This is a genomic window from Streptomyces sp. NPDC057438 (assembly GCF_042802995.1).
Lineage (GTDB): Bacteria > Actinomycetota > Actinomycetes > Streptomycetales > Streptomycetaceae > Streptomyces.
Genome location: NZ_JBHVDD010000029.1, coordinates 14,633 through 32,564, shown reverse-complemented (window position 1 = coordinate 32,564; position 17,932 = coordinate 14,633). Strand labels below are relative to the sequence as shown.

Annotated in this window: 16 protein-coding genes; 14 read left to right on the top strand and 2 right to left on the bottom strand. The window is 69.7% G+C overall.

Going from position 1 to position 17,932, the window contains the following annotated elements; genetic code table 11:
- Positions 1-43: 43 nt before the first annotated feature.
- The 9 genes from ACFU5F_RS18200 to ACFU5F_RS18160 all read left to right on the top strand — a co-directional run bounded on the left by ACFU5F_RS18200 (position 44) and on the right by ACFU5F_RS18160 (position 10,340).
- On the top strand, positions 44-796 hold the full coding sequence (locus ACFU5F_RS18200; protein WP_059081914.1) for a YebC/PmpR family DNA-binding transcriptional regulator: 753 nt from the start codon (positions 44-46) through the stop codon (positions 794-796).
- 202 nt (positions 797-998) lie between these two features.
- Positions 999-1,529 carry a crossover junction endodeoxyribonuclease RuvC gene (gene ruvC, locus ACFU5F_RS18195; RefSeq protein ID WP_383887992.1) on the top strand — a complete coding sequence of 177 codons (531 nt, stop codon included), beginning with the start codon at positions 999-1,001 and terminating at the stop codon, positions 1,527-1,529.
- Complete coding sequence (ruvA, locus tag ACFU5F_RS18190) at positions 1,526-2,131, top strand: Holliday junction branch migration protein RuvA (RefSeq protein ID WP_383887990.1); 606 nt, start codon at positions 1,526-1,528, stop codon at positions 2,129-2,131. The genes ruvC and ruvA overlap by 4 nt, the downstream gene beginning before the upstream one ends.
- Before the next feature lie 73 nt (positions 2,132-2,204).
- Complete coding sequence (gene ruvB, locus ACFU5F_RS18185) at positions 2,205-3,275, top strand: Holliday junction branch migration DNA helicase RuvB (protein WP_013005007.1); 1,071 nt, start codon at positions 2,205-2,207, stop codon at positions 3,273-3,275.
- 174 nt (positions 3,276-3,449) lie between these two features.
- Complete coding sequence (yajC, locus tag ACFU5F_RS18180; RefSeq protein ID WP_383887988.1) at positions 3,450-3,959, top strand: preprotein translocase subunit YajC; 510 nt, start codon at positions 3,450-3,452, stop codon at positions 3,957-3,959.
- Positions 3,960-4,090: 131 nt separating this feature from the next.
- Complete coding sequence (secD, locus tag ACFU5F_RS18175; protein WP_383887986.1) at positions 4,091-5,866, top strand: protein translocase subunit SecD; 1,776 nt, start codon at positions 4,091-4,093, stop codon at positions 5,864-5,866.
- 1 nt (position 5,867) lies between these two features.
- Positions 5,868-6,974 (top strand): protein translocase subunit SecF, encoded by a 1,107-nt coding sequence (secF, locus tag ACFU5F_RS18170; RefSeq protein ID WP_383887984.1) that lies wholly within the window; start codon positions 5,868-5,870, stop codon positions 6,972-6,974.
- Complete coding sequence (locus ACFU5F_RS18165) at positions 6,971-7,510, top strand: adenine phosphoribosyltransferase (RefSeq protein WP_383887982.1); 540 nt, start codon at positions 6,971-6,973, stop codon at positions 7,508-7,510. The genes secF and ACFU5F_RS18165 overlap by 4 nt, the downstream gene beginning before the upstream one ends.
- 283 nt (positions 7,511-7,793) lie before the next feature.
- Positions 7,794-10,340, top strand: coding sequence for a RelA/SpoT family protein (locus tag ACFU5F_RS18160; protein WP_383887980.1), 2,547 nt, complete (start codon positions 7,794-7,796; stop codon positions 10,338-10,340).
- A gap of 78 nt (positions 10,341-10,418) precedes the next feature.
- Here the strand turns inward: ACFU5F_RS18160 and ACFU5F_RS18155 are convergent, their stop codons facing one another.
- The gene (locus tag ACFU5F_RS18155) at positions 10,419-11,648 is read right to left on the bottom strand and encodes a DUF349 domain-containing protein (protein ID WP_383887978.1); all 1,230 of its coding nucleotides are present in this window, start codon (positions 11,646-11,648) and stop codon (positions 10,419-10,421) included.
- Between the two features lie 135 nt (positions 11,649-11,783).
- On the bottom strand, positions 11,784-12,626 hold the full coding sequence (locus tag ACFU5F_RS18150; RefSeq protein ID WP_383887976.1) for a peptidylprolyl isomerase: 843 nt from the start codon (positions 12,624-12,626) through the stop codon (positions 11,784-11,786).
- A gap of 168 nt (positions 12,627-12,794) precedes the next feature.
- On the opposite strand from ACFU5F_RS18150, the gene ACFU5F_RS18145 reads away from it, so the two are divergent.
- The 5 genes from ACFU5F_RS18145 (at position 12,795) to rpsD (ending at position 17,912) form a co-directional block, all read left to right on the top strand.
- On the top strand, positions 12,795-13,511 hold the full coding sequence (locus ACFU5F_RS18145) for an MBL fold metallo-hydrolase (RefSeq protein ID WP_383887974.1): 717 nt from the start codon (positions 12,795-12,797) through the stop codon (positions 13,509-13,511).
- Between the two features lie 13 nt (positions 13,512-13,524).
- Positions 13,525-14,787, top strand: a complete 1,263-nt coding sequence (hisS, locus tag ACFU5F_RS18140; protein ID WP_383887972.1) for a histidine--tRNA ligase — start codon at positions 13,525-13,527, stop codon at positions 14,785-14,787.
- 146 nt (positions 14,788-14,933) lie between these two features.
- Positions 14,934-15,572 carry a vitamin K epoxide reductase family protein gene (locus ACFU5F_RS18135; RefSeq protein ID WP_383887970.1) on the top strand — a complete coding sequence of 213 codons (639 nt, stop codon included), beginning with the start codon at positions 14,934-14,936 and terminating at the stop codon, positions 15,570-15,572.
- Between the two features lie 66 nt (positions 15,573-15,638).
- On the top strand, positions 15,639-16,994 hold the full coding sequence (locus ACFU5F_RS18130) for a replication-associated recombination protein A (protein WP_383887968.1): 1,356 nt from the start codon (positions 15,639-15,641) through the stop codon (positions 16,992-16,994).
- 303 nt (positions 16,995-17,297) lie between these two features.
- Positions 17,298-17,912: a 30S ribosomal protein S4 gene (gene rpsD / locus ACFU5F_RS18125; protein ID WP_005485453.1), complete on the top strand. Its 615-nt coding sequence runs from the start codon at positions 17,298-17,300 to the stop codon at positions 17,910-17,912.
- The last annotated feature ends 20 nt before the right edge of the window (positions 17,913-17,932 follow it).

Sequence of the window (17,932 nt, the reverse complement as noted above, 5' to 3'; positions counted from 1 at the left end):
TGGGGTTCGTTGCAGAGATGGGTTACGCGAAGGAGACAGGCAGATGTCCGGCCACTCTAAATGGGCTACGACGAAGCACAAGAAGGCCGTGATCGACGCCAAGCGCGGCAAGCTCTTCGCGAAGCTGATCAAGAACATCGAGGTCGCGGCCCGGATGGGCGGCGTCGACATCGAGGGCAACCCGACTCTGTACGACGCCATCCAGAAGGCGAAGAAGCAGTCGGTCCCGAACAAGAACATCGACTCCGCGGTCAAGCGCGGCGGTGGCCTCGAAGCCGGCGGCGCCGACTACGAGACGATCATGTACGAGGGGTACGGTCCGAACGGTGTCGCGGTGCTCATCGAGTGCCTCACCGACAACCGCAACCGCGCCGCCTCCGACGTCCGCGTCGCCATGACCCGCAACGGCGGCTCGATGGCCGACCCGGGCTCCGTCTCGTACCTCTTCAACCGCAAGGGCGTCGTCATCGTCCCCAAGGGCGAGCTGTCCGAGGACGACGTGCTGGAGGTCGTGCTCGACGCGGGCGCCGAGGAGGTCAACGACCTGGGCGAGTCCTTCGAGGTGCTCAGCGAGGCCACCGACATGGTCGCGGTCCGCACCTCCCTCCAGGAGGCCGGCATCGACTACGACTCCGCCGAGGCCAACTTCGTCCCGACCATGCAGGTCGAGCTGGACGAGGAGGGCGCCCGGAAGATCTTCAAGCTGATCGACGCCCTGGAGGACAGCGACGACGTGCAGAACGTCTTCGCCAACTTCGACGTGAGCGACGACGTCATGGCCAAGGTCGACGCGTAACGCTCCGCGGTATACCGCAGCTCCGGCGGGCCGGTGGGACACGTCCTACCGGCCCGCCGCCGTTGTCGGTGGCAGCGGATAGCCTGACGGCAGCCAATGATCGCCGTCCACGGGCCGCAACCATCAATCGAGGACCCCGACGGTGCTCAGCCAGGTCCGCGAGAGCGGCGGCGGATCAGCCGCAAAGAGGGGAGGGGGCGCGGTGCGCGTACTCGGGGTGGACCCCGGACTGACGCGGTGCGGCGTGGGCGTCGTCGAGGGAGTCGCGGGCCGGCCGCTGACCATGCTCGGTGTCGGAGTCGTACGGACGCCCGCCGACGCCGAGTTGGGCCGGCGCCTCGTCGCGATCGAGCAGGGCATCGAGCAGTGGCTCGACGAGCACCGCCCCGAACACGTCGCCGTGGAAAGGGTCTTCAGCCAGCACAACGTCCGGACGGTCATGGGCACCGCCCAGGCCAGTGCCGTCGCCATGCTGTGCGCCGCCCGCCGCGGCATCCCCGTCGCCCTGCACACCCCCAGTGAGGTCAAGGCCGCCGTCACCGGCAGCGGCCGGGCCGACAAGGCCCAGGTCGGGGCCATGGTGACGCGCCTGCTCCGGCTCGACGCACCCCCGAGACCGGCGGACGCCGCCGACGCCCTCGCCCTCGCCATCTGCCACATCTGGCGGGCACCCGCGCAGAACCGCCTCCAGCAGGCCGTCGCCCTGCACGCTTCGAAAGGCCGTACGCCATGATCGCCTTCGTCACCGGCCCGGTCGCCGCCCTCGCCCCCGACTCCGCGGTGGTCGAGGTGGGCGGGATCGGCATCGCGGTCCAGTGCACGCCCAACACCCTCTCCGGGCTGCGCATGGGACAGCAGGCCAAGCTGGCCACGTCCCTGGTGGTCCGTGAGGACTCGCTCACCCTCTACGGCTTCGTGGACGACGACGAACGCCAGGTCTTCGAACTGCTGCAGACCGCGAGCGGGGTCGGACCCCGTCTGGCCCAGGCGATGCTGGCGGTGCACACCCCCGACGTGCTGCGCCGGGCGGTGGCCACCGGTGACGAGAAGGCGCTGATCGCCGTCCCCGGCATCGGCAGGAAGGGCGCCCAGAAGCTGCTGCTGGAACTGAAGGACCGCCTCGGCGAGCCCGTCGGCGCCCCCGTGATCGGCGCCCCGGTCACCCAGGGCTGGCGCGACCAGCTGCACGCCGCCCTGATCGGCCTCGGGTACGCCACCCGCGAGGCCGACGAGGCCGTGTCGGCCGTGGCCCCCCAGGCGGAGGCCGCCCAGGGCACGCCCCAGGTCGGACAGCTGCTGAAGGCCGCCCTCCAGACCCTCAACCGAACGCGCTGAACATCCCCGGCCGGGCCCGCCGACCCGCGCACCGCAGCTCCGCCCATCCGACCGCGACCACGAGGCACACGCAATGAACTGGGACGACACGACCGACGACACCGCCGCCGAGAGGCTGGTGGGCTCCGTCGCCGACCGTGAGGACCAGGCCGTCGAGGCTGCCCTGCGCCCCAAGGACCTGGGCGAGTTCATCGGTCAGGAGAAGGTCCGCGAGCAGCTCGACCTGGTCCTGCGGGCCGCACGCGCGCGCGGCGCCACCGCCGATCACGTACTGCTCTCCGGAGCCCCGGGCCTCGGCAAGACCACCCTCTCGATGATCATCGCGGCCGAGATGGGCGCCCCCATCCGGATCACCTCCGGCCCCGCCATCCAGCACGCCGGCGACCTGGCCGCGATCCTCTCCTCCCTCCAGGAGGGCGAGGTCCTCTTCCTCGACGAGATCCACCGCATGTCCCGGCCCGCCGAGGAGATGCTCTACATGGCGATGGAGGACTTCCGCGTCGACGTGATCGTCGGCAAGGGCCCCGGCGCCACCGCGATCCCCCTCGAACTGCCGCCGTTCACCCTGGTCGGCGCCACCACGCGCGCGGGCCTGCTGCCGCCGCCGCTGCGCGACCGCTTCGGCTTCACCGCGCACATGGAGTTCTACGAACCCGCCGAGCTGGAGCGGGTCATCCACCGCTCGGCGAACCTCCTCGACGTCGAGATCGACACGGACGGCGCCGCCGAGATCGCGGGCCGCTCCCGCGGCACCCCGCGTATCGCCAACCGTCTGCTGCGCCGCGTACGGGACTACGCGCAGGTCAAGGCCGACGGCTTCATCACCCGTGACATCGCCGGGGCCGCCCTCGCCGTCTACGAGGTGGACGCCCGGGGCCTCGACCGCCTCGACCGGGGCGTCCTGGAAGCCCTGCTCAAACTCTTCGGCGGCGGACCGGTCGGCCTGTCCACGCTCGCGGTAGCGGTGGGGGAGGAGCGCGAGACCGTGGAGGAGGTGGCCGAGCCCTTCCTCGTCCGGGAGGGACTGCTGGCCCGGACCCCCCGCGGCCGGGTCGCGACCCCGGCCGCCTGGGCCCACCTCGGACTCACCCCGCCACGCGGTACGACCGGGGGAAACGGACAACAGGACCTGTTCGGGGCGTGACCCTCTCGTGACGGCGCGGTACTCGCCCGGCATGGAACCCCGGTGACATGCTGTGCGTTGTTCCATCACGGTGGACTCGCTTAGACTCCGCCGATGCCGCCCTTGCCGGCAGCGCACATACCCCCAACCATCAGGCCGCTCGCCATCGCGGTCGTGTGAAGGAAGTTCCGACCCGTGAGTCTCGTGACCCTCCTCCCGTTCATCGTGCTCATCGGGGCCATGATCCTGATGACCCGATCGGCCAAGAAGAAGCAGCAGCAGGCCGTCGACATGCGGAACCAGATGCAGCCCGGTTCCGGCGTCCGCACGATCGGGGGCATGTACGCGACCGTCAAGGAGGTCAGCGAGGACACGGTCCTCCTCGACGCCGGGCCGGGCGTCGAGCTGCTGTTCGCCAAGAACTCCATCGGTGCCGTCCTCAGTGACGAGGAGTACAACCGCATCGTCCACGGCATCGAGCACGACCTGAAGTCCGACGTCGTCCCGGACGACGCCTCCTCCCTCACCGAGACCGACGAGCCCTCCGACGACGCTTCCGCCGCTTCCGACGACAAGCCCATCGACCTCGGCAAGAAGGACGCGCCCGACGACGCGGCCGACGACACCGCCGAGGCGAAGGCCGACGAGGCCAAGGCCGACGAAGCAGAGCCGAAGAAGACCGACGGCGAGTCCGACGCGAAGTAGTCACGTCCCGGGAGTGCGAGCGAGAACCGCCCGCGCCCCGGGAACGTGCCGTTCTCGCCCGGATTCCCGACACCAGTCATGGCCGCCGCCGCGCTGACCCCGCACGGCGGCCCGAGAGGGAGTACGAGAAGGTGGCAGCACCGAAGAAGGGCCGGAGCGCGAGCGCCCAGGGCAAGCCTGGGCGCGCGCTGGTCCTCATCCTGATCGCCCTTGTGGCGCTCACCGGGGGAATGTTCGCCTCCGGACACACCACTCCGCGTCTCGGCATCGACCTCGCCGGCGGTACGAGCATCACGCTCGAGGCGAGGAGCGGCCAGGAATCGGCGATCAACAAGACCAACATGGACACCGCGGTCGAGATCATGAACCGCCGTGTCAACGGTCTGGGTGTCTCCGAGGCCGAGGTCCAGACCCAGGGCGATCGCAACATCATCGTCAACATCCCCAAGGGCACGAACTCCAAGGAGGCCCGGGACCAGGTCGGCACCACGGCGAAGCTCTACTTCCGTCCGCTGCTGCGGACCGACAGCGGCACGCCGACGCCGAGCACCACGCCGAGCGAGTCCGCGAGCGGCAGTGCCTCGCCCAGCTCCTCCGGTGACAAGGCCGGCGAGAAGCCGGACAAGGCGACCTCGCCCGAGTCCTCCTCCCCGACGGCCACCGCCACCTCGCAGGGCCGCGCGGTCACCGACGCGCTGAAGGCCGACCCCACGCCGTCCACCAGCGCCTCCGGGTCGGCCAAGGCGTCGCAGTCCGCCCAGGCCACCGGCGGCGCCTCACCGAGCCCGACCGCCGACAAGGCGACGCAGGCGCTCATCGACCGGTACAACGCCCTCGACTGCTCCGACCCCAAGCAGCGCGCCAAGCTCGGCAAGGGCAAGACCACCGACACGATCATCGCGTGTGGTCAGGACAACGGCGCCTGGAGCAAGTTCGTCCTCGGGCCGGTCGGCGTCGACGGCACGGACGTCACCAAGGCGCAGGCCCTCCTCGACACCCAGAACGGTGGCGGCTGGAAGGTCGTCATGGACTTCAACGACGCCGGCGGCAAGAAGTTCACCGAGGTCACGAAGGCGCTGGCGGCCCAGACCTCGCCGCTGAACCAGTTCGCGATCGTCCTCGACGACGACGTCGTCTCGCACCCCCAGGTGACCAGCGCGATCACCGGCGGCAAGGCCGAGATCTCCGGCAGCTTCACCCAGCAGGAGGCCGAGAGCCTCGCCAACATGCTGTCGTACGGCGCCCTCCCGCTCACCTTCAAGACGGCGAGCGTCACCACCGTCAGCCCCGCGCTCGGCGGTGAGCAGCTGCACGCCGGTCTGATCGCCGGCGCCATCGGTCTGGCCCTGGTCATGATCTACCTGATCGTGTACTACCGCGGTCTGTCCCTCATCGCCATCGCCTCCCTGCTGATCTCGGCGGCCCTGACGTACGTGCTCATGGCCCTGCTCGGCCCGGCCATCGGCTTCGCCCTGAACCTCCCCGCGGTCTGTGGCGCGATCGTCGCGATCGGCATCACCGCGGACTCGTTCATCGTGTACTTCGAACGCGTGCGGGACGAGATCCGCGAGGGCCGCTCGCTGCGCCCCGCAGTCGAGCGGGCCTGGCCGCGTGCCCGGCGCACCATCCTCGTCTCCGACTTCGTGTCGTTCCTCTCCGCCGCGGTGCTCTTCGTGGTCACCGTCGGCAAGGTGCAGGGCTTCGCGTTCACGCTCGGTCTGACGACGGTGCTCGACGTCGTGGTGGTCTTCTTCTTCACCAAGCCGCTGCTGACACTGCTGGCCCGTACGAAGTTCTTCGGTGGCGGCCACAAGTGGTCCGGCCTCGATCCGCAGCGACTGGGCGCTCAGCCCCCGCTGCGCCGTACCCGCCGTCCCGCCGTCCCCGCCGACCCGAAGGAGGCCTGAGATGTCGAAGCTCGGCGACCTCGGAGCCCGACTCCACCGCGGCGAGGTCGGTTACGACTTCGTCGGCCACCGCAAGATCTGGTACGGCGTATCCATCCTGATCACCATCGCGGCCATCGCGGGCCTCGCGCTCCGCGGTCTGTCGATGGGTATCGAGTTCCAGGGCGGCGCCGTCTTCACCACACCGAAGACGAGCGTCTCGGTCGCCCAGGCCGAGGAGTACGCGGAGTCGGCGTCCGGCCACGACGCGATCGTCCAGAAGCTCGGCAGCGGCAGCGACGGCAGCCTCCGTATCCAGATCTCGGGCATCGAGACGGCCCAGGCCGACAAGGTCTCGGCGCAGCTGGCCGAAGACCTGGACATGAAGCCGGAGGACGTCGCCGGTGAACTGGTCGGCCCCAGCTGGGGTGACCAGATCGCCAACAAGGCCTGGCAGGGTCTCGTCATCTTCCTGGTCCTCGTGGTGATCTATCTGGCGATCGCGTTCGAGTGGCGCATGGCCATCGCCGCTTTCGTCGCCCTGATCCACGACATCACCATCACGATCGGCATCTACGCGCTGGTCGGCTTCGAGGTGACACCGGGCACGGTGATCGGTCTGCTCACGATCCTCGGTTACTCGCTCTACGACACGGTCGTCGTCTTCGACAGCCTCAAGGAGCAGACCAAGGACATCACCAAGCAGACCCGCTGGACGTACGCCGAGATCGCCAACCGTTCGATCAACAGCACCCTGGTGCGGTCGATCAACACCACGGTGGTCGCGCTGCTGCCGGTCGCCGGTCTGCTGTTCATCGGTGGCGGTGTTCTCGGCGCGGGCATGCTGAACGACATCTCGCTGTCGCTGTTCGTCGGCCTCGCGGCCGGTGCGTACTCGTCGATCTTCATCGCCACACCGCTCGTCGCCGACCTCAAGGAGCGCGAGCCGCAGCTGAAGGCCCTCAAGAAGCGGGTCCTCGCCAAGCGGGCCCAGGCCGGGCAGGGCAGCCAGGAGCCGGCGGCCGACGGACCGTACGACGACGCGTCGGTGGCGGCCACCCCCGCGGTGGTCGGTCCGCGCGCCCAGTCCGGGGGCCGCAGCCGCGGCCGGGGCGGCAAGCGGCGATGACCGACATCAAGGAGCTGCTGCTCAGCCGTATCCGTGACGTCGCCGACCATCCCGAGCCGGGCGTGATGTTCAAGGACATCACCCCGCTGCTCGCCGATCCGGCGGCGTTCACCGCGCTGACGGACGCGCTGGCGGAGCTGACGGTCCGGCACGGCGCCACGAAGATCGTCGGCCTGGAGGCCCGGGGCTTCATCCTGGGCGCCCCGGCCGCCGTCCGCGCGGGCGTCGGCTTCATCCCCGTACGCAAGGCGGGCAAGCTCCCCGGGGCCACGCTCAGCCAGGCGTACGACCTGGAGTACGGCTCCGCCGAGATCGAGGTGCACGCCGAGGACCTGGTCGAGGGCGACCGTGTGATGGTCATCGACGACGTCCTCGCGACCGGCGGCACGGCCGAGGCCTCCCTGCAGCTCATCCGACGGGCGGGCGCCGAGGTCGCGGGCGTGGCGGTGCTGATGGAGCTGTCCTTCCTGCCGGGCCGGCAGCGCCTGGAGTCCGCGCTGGCCGGGGCGCCGCTGGAGGCCCTGATCACCGTCTGAGACCCAGCGGACACACCATCGGGTCCGAGCGGACGCACCGCCCGAGGACCCGGCGGACGAGCACCCGAAGGGCGCCCCGGAACTTCCCGGGGCGCCCTTCGCCCTCTCCCGCCCCGCACGCCGGTGGAGCGGGAGATCCTCCCAGGAATCCACGGGACGCACCTCGTGTTGCACGGGTAGACGTCCCTCACACCGGCCTGAAGGCGATCCCGGGACGCAGGATCGCTACCATGGGTGGTCCGGAGCCTGACCGGGGGACCCGGATCGCGCACGAGGAGCCCTCTTGGCAGACGAGGCCCAGCACCTGACCGCCGCCAAGCCCGAGTCCGCCTCGGGCTCCGCGGCCGAGCCCGCGCCGGACGCGACCGAGCACGCGAACGCGACTCCGAAGTCCGCGCAGAGCCCGGTCGAGCACGCCCAGTCCGCGCCCGCCGACAAGGCCGCCGGCTCCTCGCGCCCCAAGCCGGACCCGGCCGACAGCCCCGCCCCGGCGCCCGCCCCACGCCCCGCGGCCACGGGCCAGCCCGCGCGCTCCGGCTCCTCCAACCGCGTGCGCGCCCGTCTCGCCCGCCTCGGCGTGCAGCGCTCCAACCCGTACAACCCGGTCCTGGAGCCCTTGCTGCGGATCGTGCGCGGCAACGACCCGAAGATCGAGACGTCGACGCTCCGGCAGATCGAGAAGGCCTACCAGGTCGCCGAGCGCTGGCACCGCGGCCAGAAGCGCAAGAGCGGCGACCCGTACATCACGCACCCGCTCGCCGTCACCACCATCCTGGCCGAGCTGGGTATGGATCCGGCCACCTTGATGGCCGGACTGCTGCACGACACGGTCGAGGACACCGAGTACGGCCTCGACCAGCTCCGCCGCGACTTCGGCGACTCCGTCGCCCTCCTCGTCGACGGCGTCACCAAGCTCGACAAGGTCAAGTTCGGTGAGGCCGCCCAGGCCGAGACCGTGCGCAAGATGGTCGTCGCCATGGCCAAGGACCCGCGCGTCCTGGTCATCAAGCTCGCCGACCGCCTGCACAACATGCGCACCATGCGCTACCTCAAGCGCGAGAAGCAGGAGAAGAAGGCGCGCGAGACCCTGGAGATCTACGCGCCCCTCGCCCACCGCCTGGGCATGAACACCATCAAGTGGGAACTGGAGGACCTCGCCTTCGCGATCCTCTACCCCAAGATGTACGACGAGATCGTCCGGCTGGTGGCCGAGCGGGCCCCCAAGCGCGACGAGTACCTGGCCATAGTGACCGACGAGGTCCAGCAGGACCTGCGGGCCGCCCGCATCAAGGCGACCGTCACCGGCCGCCCGAAGCACTACTACAGCGTCTACCAGAAGATGATCGTCCGGGGTCGGGACTTCGCGGAGATCTACGACCTGGTCGGCATCCGTGTCCTGGTGGACACCGTCCGCGACTGCTACGCGGCCCTGGGCACCGTCCACGCCCGCTGGAACCCGGTTCCGGGGCGGTTCAAGGACTACATCGCGATGCCCAAGTTCAACATGTACCAGTCGCTGCACACGACGGTCATCGGGCCCAACGGCAAGCCGGTCGAACTCCAGATCAGGACGTTCGACATGCACCGCCGCGCCGAGTACGGCATCGCCGCGCACTGGAAGTACAAGCAGGAGGCCGTCGCCGGCGCCTCCAAGGTGCGCACGGACGCGCCCCGGAGCACCGGCAAGGACGACCACCTCAACGACATGGCGTGGCTGCGGCAGCTGCTGGACTGGCAGAAGGAGACCGAGGACCCGGGCGAGTTCCTGGAGTCCCTGCGCTTCGACCTGTCCCGCAACGAGGTGTTCGTCTTCACGCCGAAGGGTGACGTGATAGCGCTGCCGGCCGGCGCGACACCCGTGGACTTCTCCTACGCGGTGCACACCGAGGTCGGCCACCGCACCATAGGGGCCCGCGTCAACGGACGGCTCGTCCCGCTGGAGTCGACCCTGGACAACGGCGACCTCGTGGAGGTCTTCACGTCCAAGGCGGCCGGCGCCGGACCGTCCCGGGACTGGCTGAACTTCGTGAAGTCCCCGAGGGCCCGCAACAAGATCCGCGCCTGGTTCTCCAAGGAGCGGCGCGACGAGGCCATCGAGCAGGGCAAGGACGCCATCGTCCGCGCGATGCGCAAGCAGAACCTGCCGATCCAGCGCATCCTCACCGGCGACTCGCTCGTCACCCTCGCCCACGAGATGCGCTACCCGGACATCTCCGCCCTCTACGCGGCCATCGGCGAGGGCCATGTCTCCGCGCAGAGCGTCGTGCAGAAGCTCGTCCAGGCCCTCGGCGGCGAGGAGGCGGCCACCGAGGAGATCGACGAGGCCGTACCGCCCACCCGCGGCCGCAGCCGCAAGCGCCGCGGCAGCAACGACCCCGGTGTCGTGGTCAAGGGCGTCGACGACGTCTGGGTCAAGCTCGCCCGCTGCTGCACACCCGTCCCCGGCGACCCCATCATCGGCTTCGTCACCCGCGGCAGCGGCGTCTCGGTCCACCGCAACGACTGCGTCAACGTCGAGTCGCTCTCCCGGGAGCCGGAGCGGATCCTGGAGGTCGAGTGGGCACCCACCCAGTCCTCGGTCTTCCTGGTGGCCATACAGGTCGAGGCCCTGGACCGCAGCCGGCTGCTGTCGGACGTCACCCGCGTCCTGTCCGACCAGCACGTCAACATCCTGTCCGCCGCCGTCCAGACCTCCCGCGACCGGGTCGCCACCTCACGCTTCACCTTCGAGATGGGCGACCCCAAGCACCTGGGCCACGTCCTGAAGGCCGTACGCGGCGTCGAGGGCGTCTACGACGTGTACCGGGTGACCTCGGCGCGGCGGCCGTAGGCACGACACGGAACACGTGAGAGGGGCTCCCGTACGGACCGTACGGGAGCCCCTCTCACCTGCCTGTCGCGGGAAGCGTCAGCCGCCGAACTCCTGCAGACCCTTCAACGCCTGGTCCAGCAGGGCCTGACGGCCGTCCAGCTCACGCTGGAGCTTGTCGGCCTTGGCGCTGTTGCCCTGGGCGCGGGCCGCCTCGATCTGGCCGCGCAGCTTGTCCACGGCGGCCTGCAGCTGGCCCGTGAGACCGGCCGCGCGGGCACGGGCCTCCGGGTTGGTCCGGCGCCACTCCGCCTCCTCGGCCTCCTGGATGGCCCGCTCGACGGCGTGCATCCGGCCCTCGACCTTGGGGCGGGCGTCGCGCGGGACATGGCCGATGGCCTCCCAGCGCTCGTTGAGCGAGCGGAAGGCGGCACGCGCCGTCTTCAGGTCGGTCACCGGCAGGATCTTCTCCGCCTCCCCGGCCAGCTCCTCCTTGAGCTTCAGGTTCTCCGACTGCTCCGCGTCCCGCTCGGCGAACACCGAGCTGCGGGCGGCGAAGAAGACGTCCTGGGCCCCGCGGAAGCGGTTCCACAGATCGTCCTCGTGCTCGCGCTGGGCGCGGCCCGCCGCCTTCCAGTCGGCCATCAGCTCGCGGTAGCGCGCCGCCGTGGGACCCCAGTCGGTCGAGTTCGACAGACTCTCGGCCTCCGCGACCAGCTTCTCCTTGGTCTTGCGGGCGTCCTCGCGCTGTGCGTCGAGCTGCGCGAAGTGGGCCTTGCGACGCTTGGAGAACGCCGAGCGGGCGTGCGAGAAGCGGTGCCAGAGCTCGTCGTCGGACTTGCGGTCCAGCCGGGGCAGCCCCTTCCAGGTGTCCACCAGCGCCCGCAGCCGCTCACCGGCGGAGCGCCACTGGTCGGACTGGGCCAGCTCCTCCGCCTCGGTGACCAGGGCCTCCTTGGCGTGCCGGGCCTCGTCGGACTGCTTCGCCCGCTGCTGCTTGCGCTCCTCGCGGCGCGCGTCGACCGTCTCGACGAGCTTGTCCAGCCGGACCTTCAGCGCGTCCAGGTCACCGACGGCGTGATGCGCGTCCACCTGCTCGCGAATGTGGTCGATCGCGACCTGAGCGTCCTTCGCCGACAGATCGGTGGTCTTCACTCGCTTCTCGAGGAGGCCGATTTCGACGACCAGGCCCTCGTACTTGCGCTCGAAGTAGGCCAGCGCTTCCTCGGGGGAGCCGGCCTGCCAGGAACCGACGACCTGCTCGCCGTCGGCCGTACGCACGTACACGGTCCCCGTCTCGTCGACGCGGCCCCACGGGTCGCTGCTCACAGCGCCTCCTCCACATGATGCCTGCTAGGGGCCTCAGCGCCCCCGGGCATCGTCCACAGTTTCGTCACGGCCAACATAGGCGACCGGCGGGTTGCCTGTCCGCATCCCGCGCGACCGAAATTTCACCGACGGGGGTCAGGACTTCTTGACAGTCGCCTTGTTGATCACGACGGTCGCGTTGGGCGTCCCATCGCCCATGCCGGTGTTCTCCCCGGCCTTGGCGATCTTCGACAGGACCTTCATCCCGGCCTTGGAGATCGTGCCGAACGGCGTGTAGTTGGCCGGCAGCGGACTGTCCTGGAACACGAGGAAGAACTGGCTGCCGCCGCTGTTCTTGCCCTCGCCGGTCTGCGCGTTGAACTGGTTGGCCATCGCGACCGTGCCCGCCGGGTACGTGTCGCCCTTCAGACGCGGGTCCTTGAGGTTCTCGTCCGGGATCGTGTAGCCGGGGCCGCCCATGCCGGTGCCCTGCGGGTCACCGCACTGCAGCACGTAGATGCCCTGCGTCGTCAGACGGTGGCACTTGGTGTGGTCCAGGTAGCCCTTGTTCACCAGGAAGTCGAACGAGTTGACCGTGTGCGGGGCCTTCGCCGCGTCCATCGTTATGGGGATGGAACCGCAGGTCGTCCGCAGATCCATCGTGTACGTCGCGGTCTTGTCGATCGTGATCGCGGGTTCCTTCTTGAAGGTGAGCTTCTCCACCTTGCCCGCGGCCGGCTTCTCGCACGGATCCGGCGCCTTGCTGGGGCTGGCCGAGGGGCTCTGCGACACCTCCGCGCCCGCGTTGTCCTTCTTGTCGTCGCCCTTCAGTACGTCGGTCGTGTACAGCGCGACGCTGCCCACCAGGATCACACCGAGCACCGAGGCGATCACGGCGTTGCGGACATGGGCCTTGCGTCGCGCGGACGTACGCCGCTGCTGCTGCCGCAAGAACTTCTCCCGGGCGAGCTGACGCCGCCGCTGATCCTGGCTGACCACGGGGTTCTCTCCTCATACGTCTCGTCCGCCGACAGGTGTCGCGCGTCCGTCGAGTCGACTGATTGCGTGTGACCCGTACCGTATATGGGTTCGCTGAGGAAACGGCAGCGCCGGTAGGCTCTGATCCACAGCAACCCACCACCCTCGTAGGCCACAAGAAGGACGATCGTGCTCATTGCCGGGTTCCCCGCCGGGGCCTGGGGGACCAACTGTTATCTGGTCGCCCCCGCCGCCGGTGAGGAGTGCGTGATCATCGACCCGGGCCACCAGGCCACCCAGGGAGTCGAGGAGACGCTGAGGAAGCATCGGCTCAAGCCCGTCGCCGTCGTCCTCACCCATGGCCACATCGACCATGTGGCCTCGGTCGTCCCGGTGTGCGGCGCGCACGACGTGCCGGCCTGGATCCACCCCGAGGACCGGTACATGATGAGCGACCCCGAGAAGGCGCTCGGCCGATCCATCGGCATGCCGCTCATGGGCGAGCTGACCGTGGGCGAGCCCGGTGACGTCAGGGAGCTGACCGACGGCGCGAAGCTGGAGCTGGCCGGTCTGGAACTGGCGGTCTCGCACGCGCCGGGCCATACCAAGGGGTCGGTGACCTTCCGGATGCCCGAGAACCCGGAGATCCCGTCCGTGTTCTTCTCCGGGGATCTGCTGTTCGCCGGCTCCATCGGACGCACCGACCTGCCCGGCGGTGACATGGCCGAGATGCTCGACTCGCTGGCCCGCGTGTGCCTGCCGCTCGACGACTCGACCGTGGTGCTGTCCGGCCACGGCCCCCAGACGACCATCGGCCAGGAGCGCGCCACCAATCCGTATCTGCGGCAGGTGGCCGCCGGCGGCCAGGGAGCGGGTCCGACGACCCCTCCCCGACGAGGAATGTGACGAGAGACCTTCCGTGAGCACCTTTCAGGCCCCCAAGGGCACGTACGACCTGCTGCCCCCGGACAGCGCCAAGTACCTGGCCGTCCGCGAGGCCATCGCCGCCCCGCTGCGCGACTCCGGCTACGGCTACATCGAGACGCCCGGCTTCGAGAGCGTCGAACTGTTCGCACGCGGTGTCGGTGAGTCCACCGACATCGTGACCAAGGAGATGTACGCCTTCGAGACCAAGGGCGGCGACCGGCTGGCCCTGCGCCCCGAGGGCACCGCCTCCGTGCTGCGCGCGGCCCTGGAGGCCAACCTCCACAAGACCGGCAACCTCCCCGTCAAGCTCTGGTACTCCGGCTCGTACTACCGCTACGAACGCCCCCAGAAGGGCCGTTACCGCCACTTCTCCCAGGTCGGCGCCGAGGCGATCGGTGCCGAGGACCCGGCCCTGGACGCCGAGTTGATCATCCTGGCCGACCAGGCGTACCGCTCGCTGGGACTCAGGAACTTCCGCATCCTGCTCAACAGCCTGGGCGACAAGGAGTGCCGGCCGGTCTACCGCGAGGCGCTCCAGAACTTCCTGCGCGGACTCGACCTCGACGAGGAGACCCTGCGCCGCGCGGAGATCAACCCGCTGCGCGTCCTCGACGACAAGCGCGAGTCGGTCCAGAAGCAGCTCGGGGACGCCCCCCTGCTGCGCGACCACCTCTGCGACGCCTGCAAGGCGTACCACGAGGAGGTGCGCGAGCTGATCACGGCGGCGGGCGTCGCCTTCGAGGACGACCTCAAGCTGGTGCGCGGCCTCGACTACTACACCCGGACGACCTTCGAGTTCGTCCACGACGGTCTCGGCTCCCAGTCCGCGGTGGGCGGCGGCGGCCGCTACGACGGCCTCTCCGAGATGATCGGCGGCCCCGCCCTGCCGTCCGTCGGCTGGGCCCTCGGCGTCGACCGGACCGTCCTCGCCCTGGAGGCGGAGGGCGTCGAGCTCGAACTCCCCGCCGCCACCAGCGTGTATGCGGTACCGCTCGGCGAGGAGGCCCGCCGCCTGCTGTTCGCCAAGGTCACCGAACTGCGCAAGGTGGGCATCGCGGCCGACTTCGCCTACGGCGGCAAGGGCCTCAAGGGCGCGATGAAGAACGCCAACCGCAGCGGCGCGCGCTACACGGTCGTCGCCGGGGAGCGCGACCTCGCCGAGGGTGTCGTCCAGCTCAAGGACATGGAGTCCGGTGAGCAGGTCGCCGTCGGCGTGAACGAGATCGTGGCCGAGCTGGAGGCCCGGCTCGGCTGAGTCGAACCCTTGTCGCCCCTGCCACCCTGTACGGGTGGCAGGGGCGACTTTTACGTCCTGCGAACGGTCCGGGCGCGAGGGTGTACGGCACAATGACCGTGCCCCAGCGGCCCCTTCGACGCTTTGGAATCGACGGAATCGACGTGATGAGCAAGACGACAGTCAGGGACGTCTCGACCACCGATCGCGAACGCACCGACGCCCCGCGCACGGTGGGCGGCAGCCGTGCCTTCGCGATCCTGCTGCTGATCACCGGCGCGGCCGGGCTGCTCGCGTCCTGGGTCATCACGATCGACAAGTTCAAGCTGCTGGAGGACCCGAGCTTCACGCCGGGCTGCAGCCTCAACCCGGTGGTCTCCTGCGGCAACATCATGAAGAGCGCCCAGGCCTCCGTCTTCGGGTTCCCCAACCCGATGCTCGGGCTCGTCGCGTACGGCATCGTCATCTGCGTCGGCGTGAGCCTGCTCGCCCGCGCCACCTACCCGCGCTGGTACTGGCTGACCTTCAACGCGGGCACCGCCTTCGGCGTCGGCTTCGTGACCTGGCTGCAGTACCAGTCCCTGTACAACATCAACTCGCTCTGCCTGTGGTGCTGCCTCGCCTGGGCCGCCACGATCCTGATGTTCTGGTACGTCACGTCCTCCAACATCCGCAACGGCTTCCTGCCCGCTCCCGGCTGGCTGAAGGGCTTCTTCGGCGAGTTCACCTGGGTCCTGCCCGTGATGCACATCGGCATCATCGGCATGCTGATCCTGACCCGCTGGTGGGACTTCTGGACCAGCTGACGGCTGCTCCTGCCGGGGGCGGCCGCCGGGGCCGGGTTGTCAGTGGCGTGACATAGGGTTTTCCGTGTGGAGCCCGATCTGTTCACCGCCGCAGCCGAAGAACGCCAGGAGAAGGACCCGGCCGCCAGCCCCCTGGCCGTACGGATGCGCCCGCGCACCCTGGACGAGGTCGTGGGCCAGCAGCATCTGCTCAAGCCCGGCTCGCCCCTGCGCCGACTGGTCGGCGAGTCCGGAGGCGGACCGGCCGGCCCCTCCTCGGTGATCCTCTGGGGCCCGCCCGGCACCGGCAAGACGACCCTGGCGTACGTGGTCTCCAAGGCCACGAACAAGCGTTTCGTGGAGCTCTCCGCGATCACCGCGGGAGTCAAGGAGGTCCGCGCGGTCATCGAGGGCGCCCGCCGCGCCACCGGCGGCTTCGGCAAGGAGACCGTCCTCTTCCTCGACGAGATCCACCGCTTCAGCAAGGCCCAGCAGGACTCCCTCCTCCCCGCCGTCGAGAACCGCTGGGTCACCCTGATCGCGGCGACCACGGAGAACCCGTACTTCTCCGTGATCTCCCCCCTGCTGTCCCGCTCCCTCCTCCTCACGCTCGAACCCCTCACCGACGACGACCTGAGCGGCCTGCTGCGGCGCGCGCTGACCGACGAGCGCGGTCTGAAGGGCGCCGTCACCCTCCCCGAGGACACCGAGGCGCACCTCCTGCGGATCGCCGGCGGCGACGCCCGCCGCGCCCTGACCGCCCTGGAGGCCGCGGCCGGCGCGGCCCTCGACAAGGGAGAGGGGGAGATCGGTCTCCAGACACTGGAGGAGACCGTCGACCGCGCCGCCGTGAAGTACGACCGCGACGGCGACCAGCACTACGACGTGGCCAGCGCCCTGATCAAATCCATCCGGGGTTCGGACGTGGACGCCGCGCTGCACTACCTGGCCAGGATGATCGAAGCCGGTGAGGATCCCCGGTTCATCGCCCGCCGCCTGATGATCTCCGCCAGCGAGGACATCGGCCTGGCCGATCCCAACGCCCTGCCCATAGCCGTCGCCGCCGCCCAGGCCGTCGCCATGATCGGCTTCCCCGAGGCCGCGCTCACCCTCAGCCACGCCACCATCGCCCTCGCCCTGGCCCCGAAGTCGAACGCCGCTACGACGGCCATCGGCGCCGCGATGGAGGACGTACGCAAGGGCCTGGCCGGTCCCGTGCCCCCGCACCTGCGGGACGGGCACTACAAGGGCGCGGCCAAGCTCGGGCACGCCCAGGGCTACGTGTACCCGCACGACCTCCCCGAAGGGATCGCCGCCCAGCAGTACGCGCCGGACGAGATCCAGGGGCGGGAGTACTACGCCCCGACCAGGCACGGAGCCGAGGCCCGGTACGCCGACGCGGTGGAGTGGACCAGGAAGAACCTCGGTCGGAAGCAGTCCTGAAGCCCCTGTAGACTCCTCCCAGTGCTGCGTCCCGTGTCCGGCTCCGGTCGGCGCCTCAGGCGGGACATCCAGCCGGATCTTCACGATCCAGGAGCGTCGCGCACCGTCGTAGGTGTCGCGGGCAGCCCACCACCACTCGGAGTTCCGGGACCGGTCGGTGGGCCGTTCGTGTGCTGCACGTATGTGCCCAGACCAGGGGAGCGGCTACCCGGCATGTCCCTAGCGGACCTGACGGGATTCCCCGGCTGCGGATGCGACCTCCCGTAACCCTGAGGCAGCCGAATTGAAGGAAAAGGAAAAGAAGTGGCGAACCAGTCCCGCCCCAAGGTCAAGAAGTCGCGTGCCCTCGGCATCGCGCTGACCCCGAAGGCCGTCAAGTACTTCGAGGCCCGCCCCTACCCGCCGGGTGAGCACGGCCGTGGCCGCAAGCAGAACTCGGACTACAAGGTCCGTCTGCTGGAGAAGCAGCGTCTGCGCGCGCAGTACGACGTGTCCGAGCGTCAGCTCGTCCGCGCCTACGAGCGTGCCTCCAAGGTCCAGGGCAAGACCGGTGAGGCCCTGATCATCGAGCTCGAGCGCCGTCTCGACGCGCTGGTCCTGCGTTCGGGCATCGCCCGCACGATCTACCAGGCCCGCCAGATGGTCGTCCACGGCCACATCGAGGTCAACGGCCACAAGGTCGACAAGCCGTCCTTCCGCGTCAAGCCGGACGACGTCGTCATGGTCCGTGAGCGCAGCCGTCAGAAGCCGCTGTTCGAGGTCGCCCGCGAGGGTGGCTTCGCCGCGGACGGTGAGACCCCCCGCTACCTGCAGGTGAACCTCAAGGCCCTGGCGTTCCGCCTGGACCGCGAGCCGAACCGCAAGGAAGTTCCGGTCATCTGCGACGAGCAGCTCGTCGTCGAGTACTACGCCCGCTGATCCCTTCCCAGGGTCTTCGA